Source organism: Paenibacillus thermotolerans, assembly GCF_028745515.1.
Classification (GTDB): domain Bacteria; phylum Bacillota; class Bacilli; order Paenibacillales; family YIM-B00363; genus Paenibacillus_AE; species Paenibacillus_AE thermotolerans.
The window spans coordinates 72,391-90,122 of sequence record NZ_JAQZSG010000013.1; the positions used below are offsets into that span (position 1 = coordinate 72,391).

General features: G+C 54.6%; 16 protein-coding genes and 1 riboswitch. Of the genes, 6 read left to right on the forward strand and 10 right to left on the reverse strand.

Going from position 1 to position 17,732, the window contains the following annotated elements:
* Positions 1-2: 2 nt before the first annotated feature.
* Complete coding sequence (locus PT964_RS12975) at positions 3-1,622, reverse strand: MDR family MFS transporter (RefSeq protein ID WP_482194168.1); 1,620 nt, start codon at positions 1,620-1,622, stop codon at positions 3-5.
* Positions 1,623-1,855: 233 nt separating this feature from the next.
* On the opposite strand from PT964_RS12975, the gene PT964_RS12980 reads away from it, so the two are divergent.
* Both PT964_RS12980 and PT964_RS12985 read left to right on the forward strand, forming a co-directional pair.
* Positions 1,856-2,746, forward strand: coding sequence for a TetR/AcrR family transcriptional regulator (locus PT964_RS12980; protein WP_274363777.1), 891 nt, complete (start codon positions 1,856-1,858; stop codon positions 2,744-2,746).
* 29 nt (positions 2,747-2,775) lie between these two features.
* Positions 2,776-5,967: an efflux RND transporter permease subunit gene (locus PT964_RS12985; protein ID WP_274363778.1), complete on the forward strand. Its 3,192-nt coding sequence runs from the start codon at positions 2,776-2,778 to the stop codon at positions 5,965-5,967.
* 369 nt (positions 5,968-6,336) lie between these two features.
* Here the strand turns inward: PT964_RS12985 and PT964_RS12990 are convergent, their stop codons facing one another.
* From PT964_RS12990 to PT964_RS13015, 6 genes are all read right to left on the reverse strand, one after another.
* Positions 6,337-6,612, reverse strand: coding sequence for a HesB/YadR/YfhF family protein (locus PT964_RS12990; protein ID WP_274363779.1), 276 nt, complete (start codon positions 6,610-6,612; stop codon positions 6,337-6,339).
* Positions 6,613-6,614: 2 nt separating this feature from the next.
* Positions 6,615-7,181 carry an NAD(P)/FAD-dependent oxidoreductase gene (locus tag PT964_RS12995; protein ID WP_274363780.1) on the reverse strand — a complete coding sequence of 189 codons (567 nt, stop codon included), beginning with the start codon at positions 7,179-7,181 and terminating at the stop codon, positions 6,615-6,617.
* Positions 7,182-7,257: 76 nt separating this feature from the next.
* Entirely contained in the window at positions 7,258-8,154 is an 897-nt protein-coding gene (gene rpoD / locus PT964_RS13000) for an RNA polymerase sigma factor RpoD (protein WP_274363781.1), read from the reverse strand.
* 247 nt (positions 8,155-8,401) lie between these two features.
* Positions 8,402-9,064, reverse strand: coding sequence for a potassium channel family protein (locus PT964_RS13005; protein WP_274363782.1), 663 nt, complete (start codon positions 9,062-9,064; stop codon positions 8,402-8,404).
* 14 nt (positions 9,065-9,078) lie between these two features.
* On the reverse strand, positions 9,079-10,452 hold the full coding sequence (locus tag PT964_RS13010) for a TrkH family potassium uptake protein (protein WP_425262718.1): 1,374 nt from the start codon (positions 10,450-10,452) through the stop codon (positions 9,079-9,081).
* Positions 10,453-10,580: 128 nt separating this feature from the next.
* Positions 10,581-10,743: riboswitch (cyclic di-AMP (ydaO/yuaA leader) on the reverse strand.
* 218 nt (positions 10,744-10,961) lie between these two features.
* Entirely contained in the window at positions 10,962-11,894 is a 933-nt protein-coding gene (locus tag PT964_RS13015) for a manganese-dependent inorganic pyrophosphatase (RefSeq protein ID WP_274363784.1), read from the reverse strand.
* A gap of 175 nt (positions 11,895-12,069) precedes the next feature.
* Between PT964_RS13015 and PT964_RS13020 the strand changes: the two genes are divergently transcribed.
* The gene (locus tag PT964_RS13020; RefSeq protein WP_274363785.1) at positions 12,070-12,417 is read left to right on the forward strand and encodes a winged helix-turn-helix transcriptional regulator; all 348 of its coding nucleotides are present in this window, start codon (positions 12,070-12,072) and stop codon (positions 12,415-12,417) included.
* A 68-nt stretch (positions 12,418-12,485) separates the two neighbouring features.
* On the opposite strand, the gene PT964_RS13025 is transcribed toward PT964_RS13020, so the two are convergent.
* Positions 12,486-13,364, reverse strand: a complete 879-nt coding sequence (locus tag PT964_RS13025) for an alpha/beta fold hydrolase (protein ID WP_274363786.1) — start codon at positions 13,362-13,364, stop codon at positions 12,486-12,488.
* 203 nt (positions 13,365-13,567) lie between these two features.
* Here PT964_RS13025 and PT964_RS13030 point away from each other — a divergent pair, with 203 nt between their 5' ends.
* Positions 13,568-14,188, forward strand: a complete 621-nt coding sequence (locus tag PT964_RS13030) for a TetR/AcrR family transcriptional regulator (protein WP_274363787.1) — start codon at positions 13,568-13,570, stop codon at positions 14,186-14,188.
* A complete protein-coding gene (locus PT964_RS13035; RefSeq protein WP_274363788.1) occupies positions 14,185-15,063 on the forward strand; it encodes an alpha/beta fold hydrolase in 879 nt (292 codons plus the stop codon). The genes PT964_RS13030 and PT964_RS13035 overlap by 4 nt, the downstream gene beginning before the upstream one ends.
* 29 nt (positions 15,064-15,092) lie before the next feature.
* Here PT964_RS13035 and PT964_RS13040 read toward each other — a convergent pair whose 3' ends face one another.
* Positions 15,093-16,331: a molybdopterin-dependent oxidoreductase gene (locus PT964_RS13040; protein ID WP_274363789.1), complete on the reverse strand. Its 1,239-nt coding sequence runs from the start codon at positions 16,329-16,331 to the stop codon at positions 15,093-15,095.
* Positions 16,332-16,429: 98 nt separating this feature from the next.
* Between PT964_RS13040 and PT964_RS13045 the strand changes: the two genes are divergently transcribed.
* Positions 16,430-17,440, forward strand: coding sequence for an LLM class flavin-dependent oxidoreductase (locus PT964_RS13045; RefSeq protein WP_274363790.1), 1,011 nt, complete (start codon positions 16,430-16,432; stop codon positions 17,438-17,440).
* Between the two features lie 89 nt (positions 17,441-17,529).
* Here PT964_RS13045 and PT964_RS13050 read toward each other — a convergent pair whose 3' ends face one another.
* Positions 17,530-17,730: a CLC_0170 family protein gene (locus PT964_RS13050; protein ID WP_274363791.1), complete on the reverse strand. Its 201-nt coding sequence runs from the start codon at positions 17,728-17,730 to the stop codon at positions 17,530-17,532.
* Between the last annotated feature and the right edge of the window lie 2 nt (positions 17,731-17,732).

Genomic DNA, 17,732 nt, shown 5'->3' on the forward strand with positions numbered 1-17,732 from the left:
GCTTATACTTCTGTTGCCGGCTTGGGCGCAATTGCCTCTTCGCCCTCGGGTTTGCCTCTCCGATCCCGCTGGATTTTCCCGCTGCCGACAAACAGCGAAGTGACGATGCCGAGAGCGACAAAAATCAAGCCGATAACGAATACGTGGCTGAAAGCGCCGGTCCAAGCGACTTTTACATAATGAATCACTTGCTCGGTCGTTTCCTCCGTAAGCTGCAAAGCCTGCTGCAGCGCCTTCGGGTAAATCATGGCGCCGAACAAATCGTCGGTGTTCTGCGAAAGTCCGGTCAGCACGCCGCCGATCGCCGGGTCGGACTTTACGTTCTCATCCGTTAGCACATCGTTCATTTTTGCGACAATGCTGTGGTTCATAATGACATTGAGCATCGTAACGCCGATCGTGCCGCCGATCGACCGGAAGAAGGTCGCGGCGGACGTGACCGTACCTAAGCGATGCTTCGGAAATTCCTGCTGCACGACGATGGTGAGCGTAGGCATGACGAGACCCATACCGAGTCCGAGCACCACCATAAACGAATAGATCGTGAACGAGGTCGTACCGATCCCCATGGTGCTCATCAAGTAAAAGCCGACGGCGGCGATGAGCATGCCGGAGAAGAGCACGGTGCGATACCGGACGCGCAGCAGCAGCTGGCCGCCGGCGACGCTGGCCACGATCAATGCGATCATCATCGGCGTCATCGTCGATCCGGCCTGCGTCGGCGAGACGCCGAGTATGGCCTGCATGAACATCGGCACGAACATGATCGCTCCGAACATGCCGAGCCCCAGCAAAAATCCGAGTACGTTCGTTACCGCGAACACCCGGTTTTTAAACAGCGATAAATCGAGAATCGGCTCCGCCGCCTTGCGTTCTGCCAAGGCGAACGCGATAAACAGCAGCAGCGAGCCGCCGAACATCGAATAGCTGGTCAAGGAGTTCCATTCGAATTTGTCGCCTCCGAACGTCAGACCTAGCAGCAGCAGGACAAGCGCGGGAACGAACGTCACGATTCCCCATACGTCGATCGGAGCGTTGCTCGGGTTTGCCGCGGACTCCCGCTTCAATCCAATGAAGATGAGAATGGCGGACAGCAGCCCGAAAGGCACATTAATAAGGAAAATCCAATGCCAGCTGATCGTGTCGACGAGAAAACCGCCGATGAACGGGCCGATCACGGAGCTGAGCGCGAACAAGCCGCCGAATGCGCCTTGCCATTTCGCCCTCTGCTCCGCGGTGAAAATATCGCCTATAATCGTCTGCGACAGCGGCATGATCATACCGCCGCCGATCCCCTGAAGTCCTCTGTACAAAACAAGCTGCTCCATCGTCGTCGCGGTGGCGCAAAGACCCGACCCGATAATAAAAATAATCGTTCCGAGCAAATATAGCAGCCGCCTGCCGTAAAGGTCGGACATTTTGCCGACGATCGGCACGATCGTCGTCGACGTAATCATATAGGCAGTTGTAACCCATGCGAAAATTTCAAATCCGTTCAGTTCGCCGACAATCGTCGGCATGGCGGTTCCGACAACAGTCTGCTCTAACGAGCTGAAAAACATGCCGATCATGAGACCGAGCAGTACCAGGCGCGTATTAATACTGTTCGTTTCTTTAGCCAAGGCGGTTCCCCCCATCTCTATCTTATTTTACGGTATTTACGTACCGTACGAGCCGGCTGTCGGGTTGACTGGCCGGGCGGTCAGTAATATTATAGTTACTGTCGACCGACCGGTCAACTGCAAAGTTTTTGCTGCTTTGATCCGCATGCAATGGTTATGAGATGAGTTGGCAACCATAGAGTAGACTTCTTGTTTCAATGACATTTTTTCGTAAAGGTTCGTGATGTGTAATGATGATGGACAAAAGAACCCACATTATCGAGACGGCGATTAAGCTGTTTGCGGAGAAGGGATTTCACGCCTCCTCCATTCAGGAAATCGCCGATGCCGCGGGTGTCGCGAAGGGCTCCATGTATTTTTACTTCCGCTCCAAGGACGATTTGCTGCTTTCGATTTACCGGTACTACCACGAATTGATGTTTGCCGCGATCGAGGAGGCGGGGAAGCCATTCCTTCAATCGCCCAAGCAGCGGTTGGCCGCCGAGCTCGGCGCCCAAATGAGCAATGTGATCCATTTCAAGCACTTCTTAACGATGCTGTTGAAAGAACCGTTTCTTCACAACAATGAAGAAATCAAACAAGCCGTGATGAAGATGAAAGCCCATGCATTACGATGGCTGAAAGGACGCATCTCCGATATTTACGGAATGCCTCTGGAACCGTTGATCTGGGATTGCACCTTGATCTTTCAATCGATGATCACCTCGTATGTCGGCATCATGCTTTGGCACACTACCGCTTTCGATCAGAAGCGCCTGCCCGATTTTCTCATCGATCGACTGGACGAGGTTGCGGCGGGATTGATGCGGAAAGCACCCGTGCCGATCCTTACCGCTCGCAGTATGGAGGAGCTGTATAAGCTTGCGGCTGATGAGCCGGCGGAGGTGAATGGCAATCCGATCGAACGGATTCGCTCCATTCGAAACCGGTTGAACGATCTCTCGCTTGAGAACGACTTGGCGGAAGAGTTGCTCTCTTCGCTCCAGGTGCTGGAGGATGAGCTTCGGAGAGACGTTCCCAAGCGAGTGATTGTAAACGGCATGCTTCGAAACTTGCAGTTAGCCGGTATTCCGGAGCTGGAGGAAAGCTTGAAGCAGCTGCAGCAGGCCTTATTTCAAAAATAAATACGGAAAGAGAGTGGAAAAACCGTATCATGAGAGGGATTATTCGATTTTCATTAAATAACAAATTTGCGATTTGGCTGCTGACGATTATTGTCACGGTCGCAGGCTTGTACGCCGGATTGAACATGAAGCAAGAGACGCTGCCCAATCTTGAGGTGCCTTACTTGCAAATTACGGCGGTATATCCGGGAGCCGCGCCGGAGGAGGTCGTCGCGAACGTCACCAAGCCTCTGGAGCAGCGCCTGATCCATATGCAAGGCGTTAAGACCGTCAACTCCACGTCCATGGAAAATGTATCAGCCATTACAGTCGAATTTGACTATGGGCAGGATATGGACAAGGCGTCCTCCGAGGTACGCGAAACGCTCAGCGGCGTGACGCTCCCGTCCGGCGCGCAGAAGCCTGCGGTTTCGCAAATCAGCTTCAACGCGTTCCCGGTCGTCTCTCTCAGCGCCACCGACAAAAGCATGACGCTCGAAGAGCTGACGAAGCTGGTGGAAGACGATGTAAAGCCGTCGCTTGAAGGCTTGAACGGCGTTGCAAGCGTCGAAATCGCCGGGCAATACGTGAAGGAAGTAACGCTTCGTTTCAATCGAGAGAAGATGAAGACGCTCGGCTTGAGCGAAGACACGGTGAAAGGCATCATTCAAGGCTCCGCCATTACGGCGCCGCTCGGCTTGTTTGAAATCGGCGACACGGAGAAGACGATCGTGGTGAACGGCGGAATCGCGACACTCGAAGATTTGCAGAACTTGGCGATTCCGGTCATGCCAAGCGCACCGGGACAGCAGCTCCCGGGACAAGCGGCCGGCATGCCGGGCGCGCCCGCCGCAGGGGCGCCCGCCGCAGGAGCGCAGGCGCAGCAAACGCAGCAGGCACCGACCGGAGCCGCAATGCCTGGCGCTGCCTTCGCAGCGGGAATTCCTACGATTCCGTTAAAGGACATAGCCGACATAGAACTGACCGGTCAGTCGGAATCGATTTCGCGCACGAACGGAACCGAATCGATCGGCATCCAAATTGTAAAAGCGCAGGACGCCAACACGGTCGACGTCGTCAACGCCGTGAAGGCGGAGGCGAAGAAGCTGAGCGGCAAGCACTCGGGACTTGAGCTGATTACGCTGCTGGACCAGGGCGAGCCGATCGAGCAATCCGTATCGACGATGCTGAATAAAGCGTTGTTCGGCGCGCTGTTCGCGGTGGTCGTGATACTGCTGTTTCTGCGCAACCTCCGGACAACGATGATCTCGATCATATCCATCCCGCTGTCGCTTTTGATCGGCATTCTGGTGCTGCAGCAGATGGACATCACGCTCAACATGATGACGCTCGGCGCTATGACCGTCGCCATCGGGCGCGTCGTCGACGACTCGATCGTCGTCATTGAAAACATTTACCGCCGCATGTCGCTTTCAAGCGAGAAGCTCCGCGGCAAGGCGCTTGTTCTGGAAGCAACCCGGGAAATGTTCATCCCGATCTTATCCTCCACCATCGTTACGGTGGCGGTGTTCCTGCCGCTCGGTACCGTTAGCGGCATGGTCGGCGAGCTGTTTATGCCGTTCGCCCTGACGATCGTCTTCGCGCTGGCGGCTTCTCTGCTCGTGGCTATTACGATCGTGCCGGCGCTCGGGCACGCGCTGTTCCGGAATGGCGTAAAGAGCGGCAAACAGCATCACGAGGACCATCCGGGCCGCTTGGCCCGCGCCTACAAGAACGTTCTGCAATGGTCGCTCAACCATAAAGCTGTAACGATCTTATTGGCAGTCATCCTGTTAGTCGGCAGCTTCGCTCTTACTCCGTTCATCGGCGTCAGCTTCCTGCCGGAAGAAGAGCAGAAGTTCGCAATGGTTACGTATTCTCCCGCACCTGGCGAACGGCTGGAAGATGTCGTCGATATTGCGCTGAAGGCCGAAAATTTCATTCTTTCATCGGAAGATGTAACCAACATGCAGTATTCCGTCGGCGGCCGCAATCCGATGAGTCCCGGCCCGTCCAAATCGGCGTTGTTTTACGTCATGTATCGGGACGACGTGAGGCAATTCGAAGATGTGAAGAAGCAGTTGATCGAGGATTTGAAGAAAGCGGCTCCCGGAGGCGGCGAATGGGCGCAAATGGACATGACCGGCGGCTTCGGCGGCAACGGCCTCGCGCTGAACGTGTACGGGGAATCGATCGAGGACATTCGGTCCGCCGTGGACCAAATTCAGTCTTTGATCGAAGCGGATGCCGACTTCGAGAAGGCGGACAACAGCTTCTCCGAGACTTACGGTCAATACACGCTCGTTGCCGATCAGCAGAAGCTGAGCTCTCTCGGATTGACCGCGGGGCAAATCGCCATGGCGCTCAGCCCGGTGCGCGAGCGGCCGGTGCTGACCAGCGTGGAGGTTGACGGAAAGCAGTATGAAGTCCACGTGCAGGTCGATCCGAAACAGTTCGCGTCGATCGGCGATATTGAAAATACGACCGTCGTTTCGCCGCTCGGCATGGCGATCCCGCTTAAAGAGGTCGTGAACGTCCGTGAAGGCGAATCTCCGAATACGATTACTCAGAAGGACGGCCGCATGTACGCGCAGGTAACGGCCGATATTACCGCGAAAGACGTGGCGAAGGCATCCTCGGATTTACAGTCGCAGATCGACAAGCTGAACTTGCCTTCCGCGATCGACGTCGAGTTCGGCGGCGTAAGCGAGCAAATTAACGAGACGTTTACGCAGCTCGGGCTGGCGATGGCCGCCGCCGTAGCGATCGTCTACTTCGTGCTCGTCGTCACGTTCGGCGGCGCGCTCGCGCCGTTCGCGATTTTGTTCTCGCTGCCGTTCGCGATTATCGGGGCGCTCGCAGCGCTGTTCATTGCCGGCGAGACGATCAGCGTATCGGCTATGATGGGAGCGCTCATGCTCATCGGCATCGTCGTCACGAATGCGATCGTGCTCATCGACCGCGTCATTCATAAAGAGAGAGAAGGGCTTTCTACCCGGGAGGCGCTGCTCGATGCCGGCGGGACTCGCCTTCGCCCGATTTTGATGACGGCACTTGCGACCATCGGTGCGCTCATTCCGCTCGCGCTCGGGTACGAAGGCGCCGGTATTATCTCCAAAGGCCTTGGCGTCACCGTCATCGGCGGATTAACGAGCTCCACCCTGTTAACCTTGGTCATCGTTCCGGTTGTGTACGAGCTGCTGTCCAAGCTGCGGAGCAAACGGAAGGAAGAGCTTATCTAACGGCTCTTTCTAACGGACACGTATGCAGTTATTAGGCGTTTTTAATCGAGTTTTCAGTTGTAACGGACACCACTGCAGTTATTGCCTCGAAAAAGCAGGAATAGGGGCCAAAAATCGGGGTTTAGCGTCCGTCATGTCCGTTAGCGGTATGGCGAACGGTAAATTGGCAATATAGCGTGTATGGTGTCCGTTAGCGATTTTCGCGNAGGAATAGGGGCCAAAAATCGGGGTTTAGCGTCCGTCATGTCCGTTAGCGGTATGGCGAACGGTAAATTGGCAATATAGCGTGTATGGTGTCCGTTAGCGATTTTCGCGCAAAAGGGCCGCACCGGATCGTCTGTAAAGACGAACCGGTGCGGCCCTTTCCGCTTAATCAAACTGAAACGAAATTTCCCCGTTCTGCGCGTCGATCAACAGACTCTTCCCTTCCAGGAACCACACGTCGTCCTGCTCCATAAAGAAGGTTACGTCCTGCTTGATCTCCGACACCCCGACATATCTCGGCTCCTGCTTCGCAATTCCGAACGTAAAGGGATTCGGCCCGCCGCCGCCGTAACGCGGGTACACCCGAATCGTATCCCCGGCGGCAAAGCCCCAATCGTCCTTGAACAACGACATGGCCGAATCCGAAACCCGCATATTCATCGTTAGTCTTTCTTCAGCACATCATGATCGACGTATCTGGAGCCGTTCATTTCGCTGATGATGTTAATGGCAACCTTCGCGCCGTCGCCTGACGTAATAATCGTGTGCACGCTGACTCCCGCCGTAGTGCCGGCAGCCCAAACGCCGTCGATATTCGTCCGCCCGTCCGAAGTAACGTCGCAAATCGTCTTGATCCGCGGCTCCGTGCCGTCCTTCGTCTTCACGCCGGCCTTCTCCGCCAGCTCGACCGAGGCGCCGGTCGCAAGAATGACATACTTGGATTCGTAGGAACCGTTCTCGGTTTCCACCCGGAATCCGTCGTCGGTTTTTACAAGGTCGGTCGCCTTGGCGGCGACGATTTCGGCGCCGAACTTCTGCGCCTGCTTCTTCCCTGTTTCAACCAAGTCCGGACCGGCGATCTCGGAAACGCCGTAATGGTTTTCCACCCACGCCCTCTTCGTCATGCCCGCGTCGTTATCTATAATAACCGTCTTCTTGCCCGCTTTTGCCAAAAAAATTCCCGCACTGGAGCCGGCCGGTCCTGCACCGATAATCGCAACATCGTACATATCCATACCTCCGTCTATGTAATGTAACTTCATTACATATTATATCAGGTATGTTTCATTTATAGCCAATATCGTATTAGTCCAGGAAATCCTTCAACTGCTTGCTTCGGCTCGGATGTCTAAGCTTTCTCAGCGCTTTCGCTTCAATCTGGCGAATCCGCTCCCGCGTCACCCCGAACACCTGCCCGACCTCTTCCAGCGTCCGCGTTCGACCGTCATCCAGCCCGAAGCGAAGCCGCAGCACGTTCTCCTCGCGCTCGGTGAGCGTATCGAGAACCTCCTTCAGCTGATCCTTGAGCAGCTCATATGCGGCGCTGTCGGCGGGTGCCGGCGCATCGCCGTCCTCGATAAAATCGCCCAAGCTGGAATCGTTCTCTTCGCCGATCGGCGTCTCGAGCGAAACCGGCTCCTGAGCTATCTTCATAATTTCCCGCACCTTATCCGGGCTGAGCTCCATTTCCTTCGCGATTTCCTCCGGCAGCGGCTCGCGTCCCAGCTGCTGCAGCAGCGTTCTCGAAACCCGATTCAGCTTGTTAATGGTTTCCACCATATGTACGGGAATCCGAATCGTTCTCGCCTGATCCGCAATGGCGCGCGTGATCGCCTGCCGAATCCACCACGTCGCATACGTGCTGAATTTGAAGCCTTTGGAATAATCGAATTTATCGACAGCTTTCATCAAGCCCATGTTGCCTTCTTGAATAAGATCGAGGAACAGCATTCCGCGTCCGACATATCGTCTCGCAATGCTGACGACCAAGCGCAGATTGGCGTTCGCCAGTCTCTTCTTCGCTTCCTCGTCGCCCATCTTGATCCGTTGGGCCAATTCGATCTCTTCGTCGCCCGAGAGGAGCGGAACGCGTCCGATTTCTTTTAAATACATGCGTACCGTGTCATTGAGACTCGCACCCGGGGGCAGCAGCTCCTCTTTCGTAAGCTCCAGTTCCGTACTTTGGTCGTCCGTAACAACCATCTCCCTCTAAAAGCGTTGACAAACCAAGAGCGATGTGATAACGTATAAATAACTGTACATTATTGCCAATCTTTTTCTTACGATGCACCCAATATATTATCAAAATCTTTAATTTATGACAACAATTTTTTTATAACTATACAATCCAGAAGTTCCATGAATTTGCATCTGTGAATTTTCCTCGAATGAAGTTTTCTTACATAGGAAAGCCGGTCCTCTTGGGCCGGCTTTTTCGCTTGTTTTTCGGTCAATACACTTCTTTGTTCTCAAAATGCTCGATTTGTCCGTTCGTGCCGATCAATACCAGCATATCTCCCTCTTCAATGACATCGTCGGCAGTCGGCGCGACGATTACGCCGTTCTTCTTAATAATGGCGACGACGCTGCAGCCGTATTTCGCCCGAAGATCCAACTCCTTCAACGTCCGGCCTGTCAGCCGCTTCGGCGCAGCCATCTCCGCAATCGACACATCGTTGGACAAATCGATATAATCGAGCAAATTCGGAGAAATCAACTGGTTCGCCACACGCTCTCCCATGTCCCGCTCCGGAAAAATGACCTTATCCACGCCGATCTTCTCGAGCACCTTCCCGTGAGTTTGAGACAGCGCCTTCGCGACGACCATTTTGACGCCGATTTCCTTCAACAATAACGCCGTCATAATGCTAGCCTGAATATCGTCGCCGATGGCTACAACGACGCAGTCGAAGTTGCGGATGCCGATCGACTGCATCACTTCTTCATCCGTCGTATCCGCCACAACGGCATGTGTGAGGCTGTCCGCCATATGGTTGATAATCTCTTCGTCCTTGTCGACGCCGAGCACCTCATAGCCTTCCTTCATCAAGGTCAATGCGACGCTTGAGCCGAACCGGCCCAATCCGATCACTGCGAATTGCTTCATTTTCATCGTATGACTGCTCCTTACCCGATAATGATTTTGCCTTCCGGCAGCTTATACAGCTCTTTCTCCTTCTTCGGCCCCAGCGCATAAGCCATTGTAATCGGACCGAGCCGGCCGGCGAACATCGTGAGGGAAATCAACACCTTGCCGAATACCGTCAGCTCGGGCGTCAATCCCATCGACAAGCCGACGGTGCCGAACGCCGAGGTCGCCTCAAACAAAATCATGAGAAATTGCGCATCCTCCGTCGTCGACAGAAGCATCGTCACTCCTGTAACGAGAATCAGCGAAAACAGCGTTAACGTGACCGCCTTATATACCCGTTCCTTAGCCAAGCGGTATTCGAAAAACACGACATCCTCTTTGCCTCGGATAATGGCGATCACCGCACCGATCAGAACAGCGAAGGTCGTCGTCTTAATGCCGCCGCCCGTAGACCCCGGGGACCCGCCGATAAACATTAAGATAATTATGAAAAATTGCGTCGCCTGGCGCAGATCCGACATATTGAGAGAGGAAACCCCTGCCGATCTCGGCGACACCGAATGAAAGAAGGAAGTAAGTACCTTTCCATACCCGTTGAGAGACCCGATGGTTTTCACGTTCGTAAACTCAAATATGAAAATGACCACCGCGCCGACTACGAACAACAGCAAGGACATCGAAAGCACAATTTTGCTGTGAAGAGACAGCCTGCGGTTTTTCGTCCGGTAATCGACTACATCCGCAATGACGATAAAGCCGATGCCGCCGATCATAATGATAGCCATCGATACTACGTTCATGACAAAGTCGTCTACGTAAACGCTTATGCTTCGGAAGTCGCCGAACAAATCGAAGCCCGCATTGTTAAAGAACGAGATCGCGTGAAACAGCCCTAGGTAGGCCCCTTTTTTCCAGCCGAAATCCATCGACAGCCGCACGGCGAAAATGACGGCCGCCGCCGCTTCCACAATCAAAGAATAAATCAGCACTCTCCGGATCAGCCGCACGATTCCCTCCATCGAGGTTTGATTCATCGCTTGCTGAAGAATTAACCGCTCCTTGAGCGAAATTTTCCGTTTGAAGGCGAATGCGAGAAGCGTCGCCATCGTCATAAACCCGAGACCGCCTACTTGAATTAATACAAGAATGACGATTTGCCCGAATAAGGAAAAGGTGGACGCCGTATCCACGACAACGAGTCCCGTTACGCAAGTTGCGGAGGTGGCCGTAAATAACGCATCAACGAACGAGAGCGATTGCCCGCCGGCCGACGATACCGGCAGCATCAAGAGGCAGGCTCCGATCAAAATAATAAGAGCGAAGCCTCCGACCAAAATCCGGGGAGGCGTCAAGAACCGTTTTGCCTGTTCCACCAAGGTTGACCTCCCTTGATTGATCCCATGCACCATCGCTTCAAGCTTCAAGTTATTTTCCCTCATCTGAATAAAAATAAGCATAAAAAAAGAAGACGCGGAAGAGGACTCTTCGCGGCTTCTACGATGCATGACGGAATAAGCGCCATGCGGATACGCTGCAAGTTGCCTCTCTCAACACGCTTACGAGGTTAGCTGTCGGATTCGGGCGCGAGAGTCGCCCTACCGGACCTGATCATTCCGTCCGGATTCACCCCTGAGCACGGCATGCCGCGCTTCTTCTGGTTCCCCCGCTTTCCAGCATTGGAAATTCAGCGATTGAATTACGAATTGAATCTTACTCCTATAACCGCAACGTGTAAAGGTGAATTCCTATCCTATTTCTTCGAAAAAGCACGCAAGACCATGCGTTGTCAGCGGTTTCTCGGCATGCAATCGGACATTATCTTGGTTTATCTCCTCTTATCGAACGTTCTTGTCTTTCAGGCGCAAAAAAACCGCCGCCGTTAGTAACGGCGGCGGCAACAGGTTCGTTAATCCGCAGCTTACAGCTTATTGAAAACATCGGTGAGCACCGGCACAATTTGAGATTTGCGCGATACGACACCCTTCAATACGGCCTTGTTGTTCTCCAATGCGACGTTATACGCCTTCTCCACCGCATGAGCCGCTTTCCCGAGCGCGATGCCGACGGAGTCGTTATTCAAAATATCGGTTACCACGAAGAGGAACAAATCCAGCCCCTTCTCGGAAATAATGCCCGAAAGCGCGCTCTCCAGCTCGGCTTGGCGGGAAAGCACGTCATTCACGTCCACCGCGTTCACCTGGGCGATTTCCACCTTGGCGGAGCCCATCGAGAATTCCTTGGAGTCCATCGAAATCAGCTGGCCGATCGACTTGTCGCTTAAGTCCGCGCCCGCTTTCAGCATGCTTAAGCCGTAGCTTTCCGCGTCGACGCCGGCAATGGCGGCGAGCTCCCGCGCCGCGTCGACGTCCTCTTGCGTGCAGGTCGGCGATTTGAACAGCAGCGAGTCCGAGATGATCGCGGACAGCATGAGGCCGGCGATATGTTTCTCAATCTCGACTCCGTTCTCCTTATACATCTTCTTTAAGATCGTCGCGGTGCAGCCTACCGGCTCCGCACGGAAATAAAGCGGTCCGCTCGTTTCGAAGTTGGCGATCCGGTGGTGGTCGATCACCTCCGCCACGCGCACCTGCTCGATGTCCGCCGCGCTTTGCTGGCGTTCGTTGTGGTCGACCAGAATGACGCTCTTCGCTTCGTTCGCAACCGTCTCCACCAAGCGAGGAGCTTGTGCCCCGAACGTATCGAGCGCAAATTGCGTTTCTCCGTTAACGTTGCCTAACCGTACGGCTTCCACGTTCCAACCGAGACGCGTTTTCAAATCGGCATAAACAAGTGCGGAGCAAATCGAATCCGTGTCCGGATTTTTGTGGCCAAAGATCAGCAGCTTCTCCATCCTCATACCCCTTATGTTGAAAATTTCACTTACCAAAAGGATACCGCAGAACAATATTGCCAATCAAGAAATATGTTTTTGTCATTCAAGCGTCTGGTAACCTTTTTACAGCGAGTAACTGTATAATATGAGCATGTTTAATGCTATAATCAATGTATGATGCGAGGTGATATTCGTGGAACAACACGCGATCTGCCCCAAGTTCGAGAAAGGGATGCAGATTATAAGCAAACGCTGGAGCGGTTTGATTATTAATCAGCTTCTTACGGGCCCGCAGCGGTTTTGTACGATAGAGTCTGCATTGCCGATCAGCGGAAGGCTGCTTTCCGAACGGCTGAAGGAACTGGAAGCGGAAGGCATTGTGAAGAGGGAAGTGTTTCCGGAGACGCCCGTTCGTATTGAATATTCCTTAACGGATAAAGGACGCGCCTTCGAGCCCATTATCAACGAAATCACCAAGTGGTCTCAGCAATGGGTGGAAGTGAACCTCGAAGAGTGCGAGGAAATGCGCGACGAAATGTAGAAGCTGCCAAAACAACCGGCGGTACGCGATGCATGGCTATCATGCAGCAGCGTACCGCTTATTTGATTTCAGCTTTCCAAAAAATTCACGATTTCTTGGTTTACCGCATCAGCCTTCTCGATCGACAAAGCGTGTCCCGCCCCGGGAATCATGCGGGTCACGATATGCGGAATAAGCCGCTTGGCGCGCTTAATTACTTTGGGCACCTTATAAATCACTTCCTTGTCCCCGATCAGCATCAGGCATGGAGCCTTAATCCGCTGCAGCTCCTCATCCGAGAATACGGACGGAATCAAAATTTTATATTTCCAATTGAACCCCATAATTCCGTGATAAAACTGTTCGAACATAAAGCCGCTCACCTGATTGCCCTTGGCGACGAACCATTTGGCAAAAAAACCGATGATTACGGAACGCGTCCGTATAATATTTGCCGCCATCAACCGGATCGGGAACTGCAGGCTGAACGAAGCGAACGAAGCGGCAGGGGCCAGCAGCACTAGCCGGCTTACCCTGGACGGAGCATGTATGGCAAAGTTCAAGGCATGCCACCCTCCGTTCGAATGGCCTATGAATGTTGCCCGTTCCACCCCTAAGCGGTCCATCACTTCGGTTAACCACTTCACATAATCGGTCTTTTCCCGAAAATGCCTCGAAACCTCGCTTTTATTGAATTCCCCGATTACGTCTACAGCATATACGCGATATGTACGAGCAAGTGTCTCCGCATTGGGATACCACATCGCGGCGCTGAATCCGAACCCGTTCAGAAGGATCAAAGGCTCGCCGTTCTCCGGACCTGCGGCAAGTATATGCGTTCTCCCGTAATCCGTCGGAACATAAATCGATTCGTATGCTGCTTTCCATAAGGAAAGGCTGTCGTTATACGCGTTCACAAATTTTGCCGACAACTCCGGGGACTTGAATGTGTTGAGCGGGATCGTCAATGCGGCTTCATCTCCTAATTTGTCTTTCCTAGTTTATATCATGAATTATATGATTTTTTTACTAGTTTTGGAACGCCCCCCTTCACGCACCTGAATCAAAGCTTGCATTAAGGAAACTTTTACAAAAAAACCGTTGAAAAACGAGAATCCTCTCGCTATAATAAACGAGAGTGTTCTCGTTTTTATTCGTGAGGTGAACCAAAGTGCCGAAAATATCGGAGGAACAAAAGGAAGCCGTGCGGCAAGACATATTGGCGGCGGCAAGGAACGTATTTATGCGGAAGGGCTACGAAGCCGCATCGATGAAAGATATTGTCGTCGAATCGGGCAAAAGCTTCGGCGGCGTATATATGTACTATCCGAGCAAGGAGAAGCTTTTCTACGACCTGCTCCGCAGACAATACACGAGAATGGGAGAGCAATTGATTCAGCAGGAGCCGGACGACAGCTGGACCGCCGTCGAGCGCTTTCTGGAGAGCCAGCTGAAGCTGGCGGCTGAAGCGGAAAGCGGGCTCGCGCCTTGCATGTACGAGTTTTTCATCGTCGGACGCAGGGACAAAGAGCGGCGCAAGGTGATCGACGAACGGCATCGGGCGGTGTACGCGAGCATTGAACGGCTGCTGCTGGAGGGAATCGAACGGGGACTGTTTCGCCCTGCGGTGCCGGTGGAATCGATCGTCCACTCCCTGATTTCGTTCCTGGACGGCGTGTTTATCGAAAGCATCATCACCGGGCACGATCGGATCGGCCTGGACCGGCAATTCGAATTGGTCAAATCGCTTCTGAAAAATCTGTTGATCGAACATGGAGGAACCGTACAATGACACAAGCGCAATCGATACCCGTATTTAAAAAAGAAGCCGGACGCAAGGCGTTCATGGATGCCTACGACCGGCTGATGCTGGAGTGGCCCATAGCCTACGAAACCTTCGAAATCCCGACCGATTACGGTGACTGCCACGTCATCGCGAGCGGACCGGCGGACGGAAAGCCAATCGTACTGTTCCACGGCATGACCGGAAATTCCGCGATGTGGTACCCGACCATGGAGGCGCTGCAGACATACAGAACATATTCCGTCGACGCGCCCGGCGACTTCGGGAAGAGCACGGTGTCCCGGCTGATGAAATCGCCCGAGGATGCCGCCCGCTGGATCGACCAGCTGCTTGACGCCCTCGGGCTGGAAACAACGATACTTCTCGGCCACTCGATGGGCGGCTGGTTTTCCGCCAACTATGCACTCTCGCGCCCCGAGCGGGTCGAACGGCTCATGCTGCTTGCACCGGTTGCGACGTTCCTGCCGCCCCCTCTTTCCAAGCTCATGAAATACATATATCCGGCGCTGCTGATTCCGAGCCGCAAACTTATCAAGCGCGGCTGGGACTGGTTTTGCTCCGCGGGTTACACGCTGCCGCAGCCGGTCATGGAGGTCGTTTATGCCGGCTACAAGCACGGAAAGCTAAAGCTCGGCGTCATTCCGGGCGTAATCCCGAAGGAGCGGTGGAAAAGCCTTACGGCGCCCGTTCTCTTCATCGTCGGAGACGAGGAGAAAATTTACGATGCCGCTCAAGTGACCCGGGTCGTCCGCGAATCGATTCCGCAGGCGGAAACGCATATTGTAGAGCGGGCCGGACACTGTCTTACGGTCGAGCGGAAGGAGCAGGTCAACGCGCTCGTCGGCAAATTCCTGTCATCTTAAACCGTCTTTCGAAGCGAAAGGACCGAACGTCAGACCCAAGCATCCAGAGGATAGCCTCTTTCCTCCCAGTACCCGATATGGTCCTCCTCAATCAGCTCGATGCGGGTTAACCATTTCACGGATTTGTAGGCGTACATTTTCGGGACGATCAGGCGTACCGGACCTCCGAGGTCGCTCGGAATTTGCCGTCCGTCGTGCATAACGGCGATCATCGCGTCATTCATGGACGCTTGCTCCAGCGTAAGCGAATCCGTGTACACCCCGTCCCCGGAATAAAACTTGACGTTTCTCGCATTCGGCTTTACCCCTGCCAGCTCCAGCAGCTGCTTCAGCGGGATGCCCTCCCAGGTGTTGTCATACACCGACCACCCGGTGACGCAGTGGAAATCGCTGACCTGCACCGACCGTTTCAGCTCCAGAAATTGCGGCCAGTCCCACTGCAGCCTGCGCTCGACCAGCCCGTCGACGGCAAACGACCAGCTGTCGTTCGTGAAGGCGGGAATTTTCGTTACCGTATAGATGCGGAAGCTCCCCCTCGCTCCGCCACCGGCCGGAGGCAGCGATTCCGGGAGCGGCGACGGCGCGGGCGCAAGGCGGTTCGCGTCGTTCTGTACGAGACGCTCCAGCGCTTCGGCGCTTCCGCTGACGCCGAAGGCGGAGCCGAGCCACTTCAGCAGCGACGGCCCCACCGCTAGCGTGAGTCCCGCTCCGATCAGCCACCGCATGAATGCGCGGCGTTCATAGAGCGGGCGGTGTCCGGCGGCCGGATGAAGCGGCGGCTCCTGCGGCTCGGCCGCGACGGCGCGGCGGCGGGGCTCCTTCAGCCATTTGAGTCGTGTTAGCGAATGAAACACGATATAAGGCAATCCGATCCAGGTCAGAAGATCGTGAACGGCCAGCGCCGCGCCTGCCAGCGGCGGCCCCGCGGCTCTATGCTGCCAAAGGACGGCGCCTGAGGCGAACCAGCCGAGCAGCAGCGCGAGTACGACCAGCACGTTGAACCGCTGCAGCGGGCGGTTCCGCAGCTGCTTCCAATGCTTGCCCGCAAGGAAGAGATACCAAATCACGGGCACGATCGACAGGAGCCCGACCGCAATATGCAGCCACTTGATCCAAACTCTGCCCTCTCCCAGCAGCTCTCTCCAATTCGCGCCGGCGAGCATCAAACCTGTCGCCGCAAGCAGCGCGACGATCCACCCGTTCCATGAATGTAAAGCGGCCAGTTTTTTGCCGTAGCCTCGAGTGAGCCGCGCAAGCCGTTCCTTCATTTTTGACCTTCACTCCCTTCTTTTTTAAAATCATATACATATGCGGCGGATTGGGAAACATGCTGTATATAGATTTTCCTCGAGAGGAGCGATTCGCAATGACGCTGAAATTAAGCGTGCTTGATCATACGCATATAAGCGAAGGAAGAACGGCGAAGGACGCGCTGGACGAGGCGGTGAAGCTGGCGCAAGCGACGGAGGCTCTCGGCTTCGGCCGCTACTGGGTGTCGGAGCACCACGGCACTCCCTCGCTGGCGTCGTCGAGTCCGGAAATATTGATCGCACACCTGGCCGCAAACACGAATCGCATTCGCGTCGGCTCCGGCGGCGTCATGCTTCCGCATTACAGCGCCTATAAGGTAGCCGAGAACTTCAGGCTCCTTGAAGCGCTCCACCCCGGTCGCATCGACGCCGGTCTCGGCCGGGCGCCGGGCGGCATGCCGATAGCGACCCGCGCGCTGCAGGAAGGCAAATACCTCGAGATCGACGAGTATCCCCAGCAGGTGGAGGATTTGGTCGGCTATTTGCACGACGCGCTGCCCCCGGAGCACCGTTTCGCCCGCTTGCGCGCTGCGCCGCAAATCCAAACCGCTCCGGAAGTATGGCTGCTCGGCTCCAGCGACGGAAGCGCAGCGATCGCCGCCGCTCAGGGAACCGCTTATGCGTTCGCGCATTTTTTCGGAACCGGATACGATGCGAAAGCGGTCATGGATATTTATTTCAGCCGCTTCCGCCCTTCGGCGCACAACGAGAAGCCGAGAGCGCTGGCGGCCGTTCTGGTCGTCTGTGCGGAAACGGACGAAGAAGCGAACCGTCTGGCAACGAGCGGCGATTTATTTTTTACGAGTCTTTACAAGGGGCACGATCTCCCGCATCTGCCCTCCGTCTCCACCGCGGCGGATTATCCTTACACGGAATACGACCTGCAGATGATCCGCCAAATGCGTTCCAACCGGTTCATCGGCTCGCCGGAACGCGTCAAGCAGCAACTGCTGGAGCTCGGCGAGCGGCTCGGGGTCGACGAGCTGATGGTCGTCAGCCCGATTCACGGCTTCGAGGAACGCGTGCATTCGTATCGCCTGCTTTCTGAAGCTTTTGGCTTGGCATAGAAGAAGCCGAGCGGCCGTCGTCACTCAAGACGCCTGAAGCCGCTCGGCTTTTCTCTTCCATATGCTCCGTCAAACCTCGTCAAGCCTCGTCAAAATCCAAAAAGCCAATTCAACACCAATGCCGTCATGCCTAAGGCAACATTGATCCAGCCGAAAAACCTGCTGGCTTTCTCCTCCTTCTTCATTTGGTTTTTGCGATATTTTTTCTCGTCGATGAACAAAATTCCCGCACCTGTGAACAGCAGCATAAAGATAATGTAATCGATGTGGCCTATAAACGAATTGATCATGC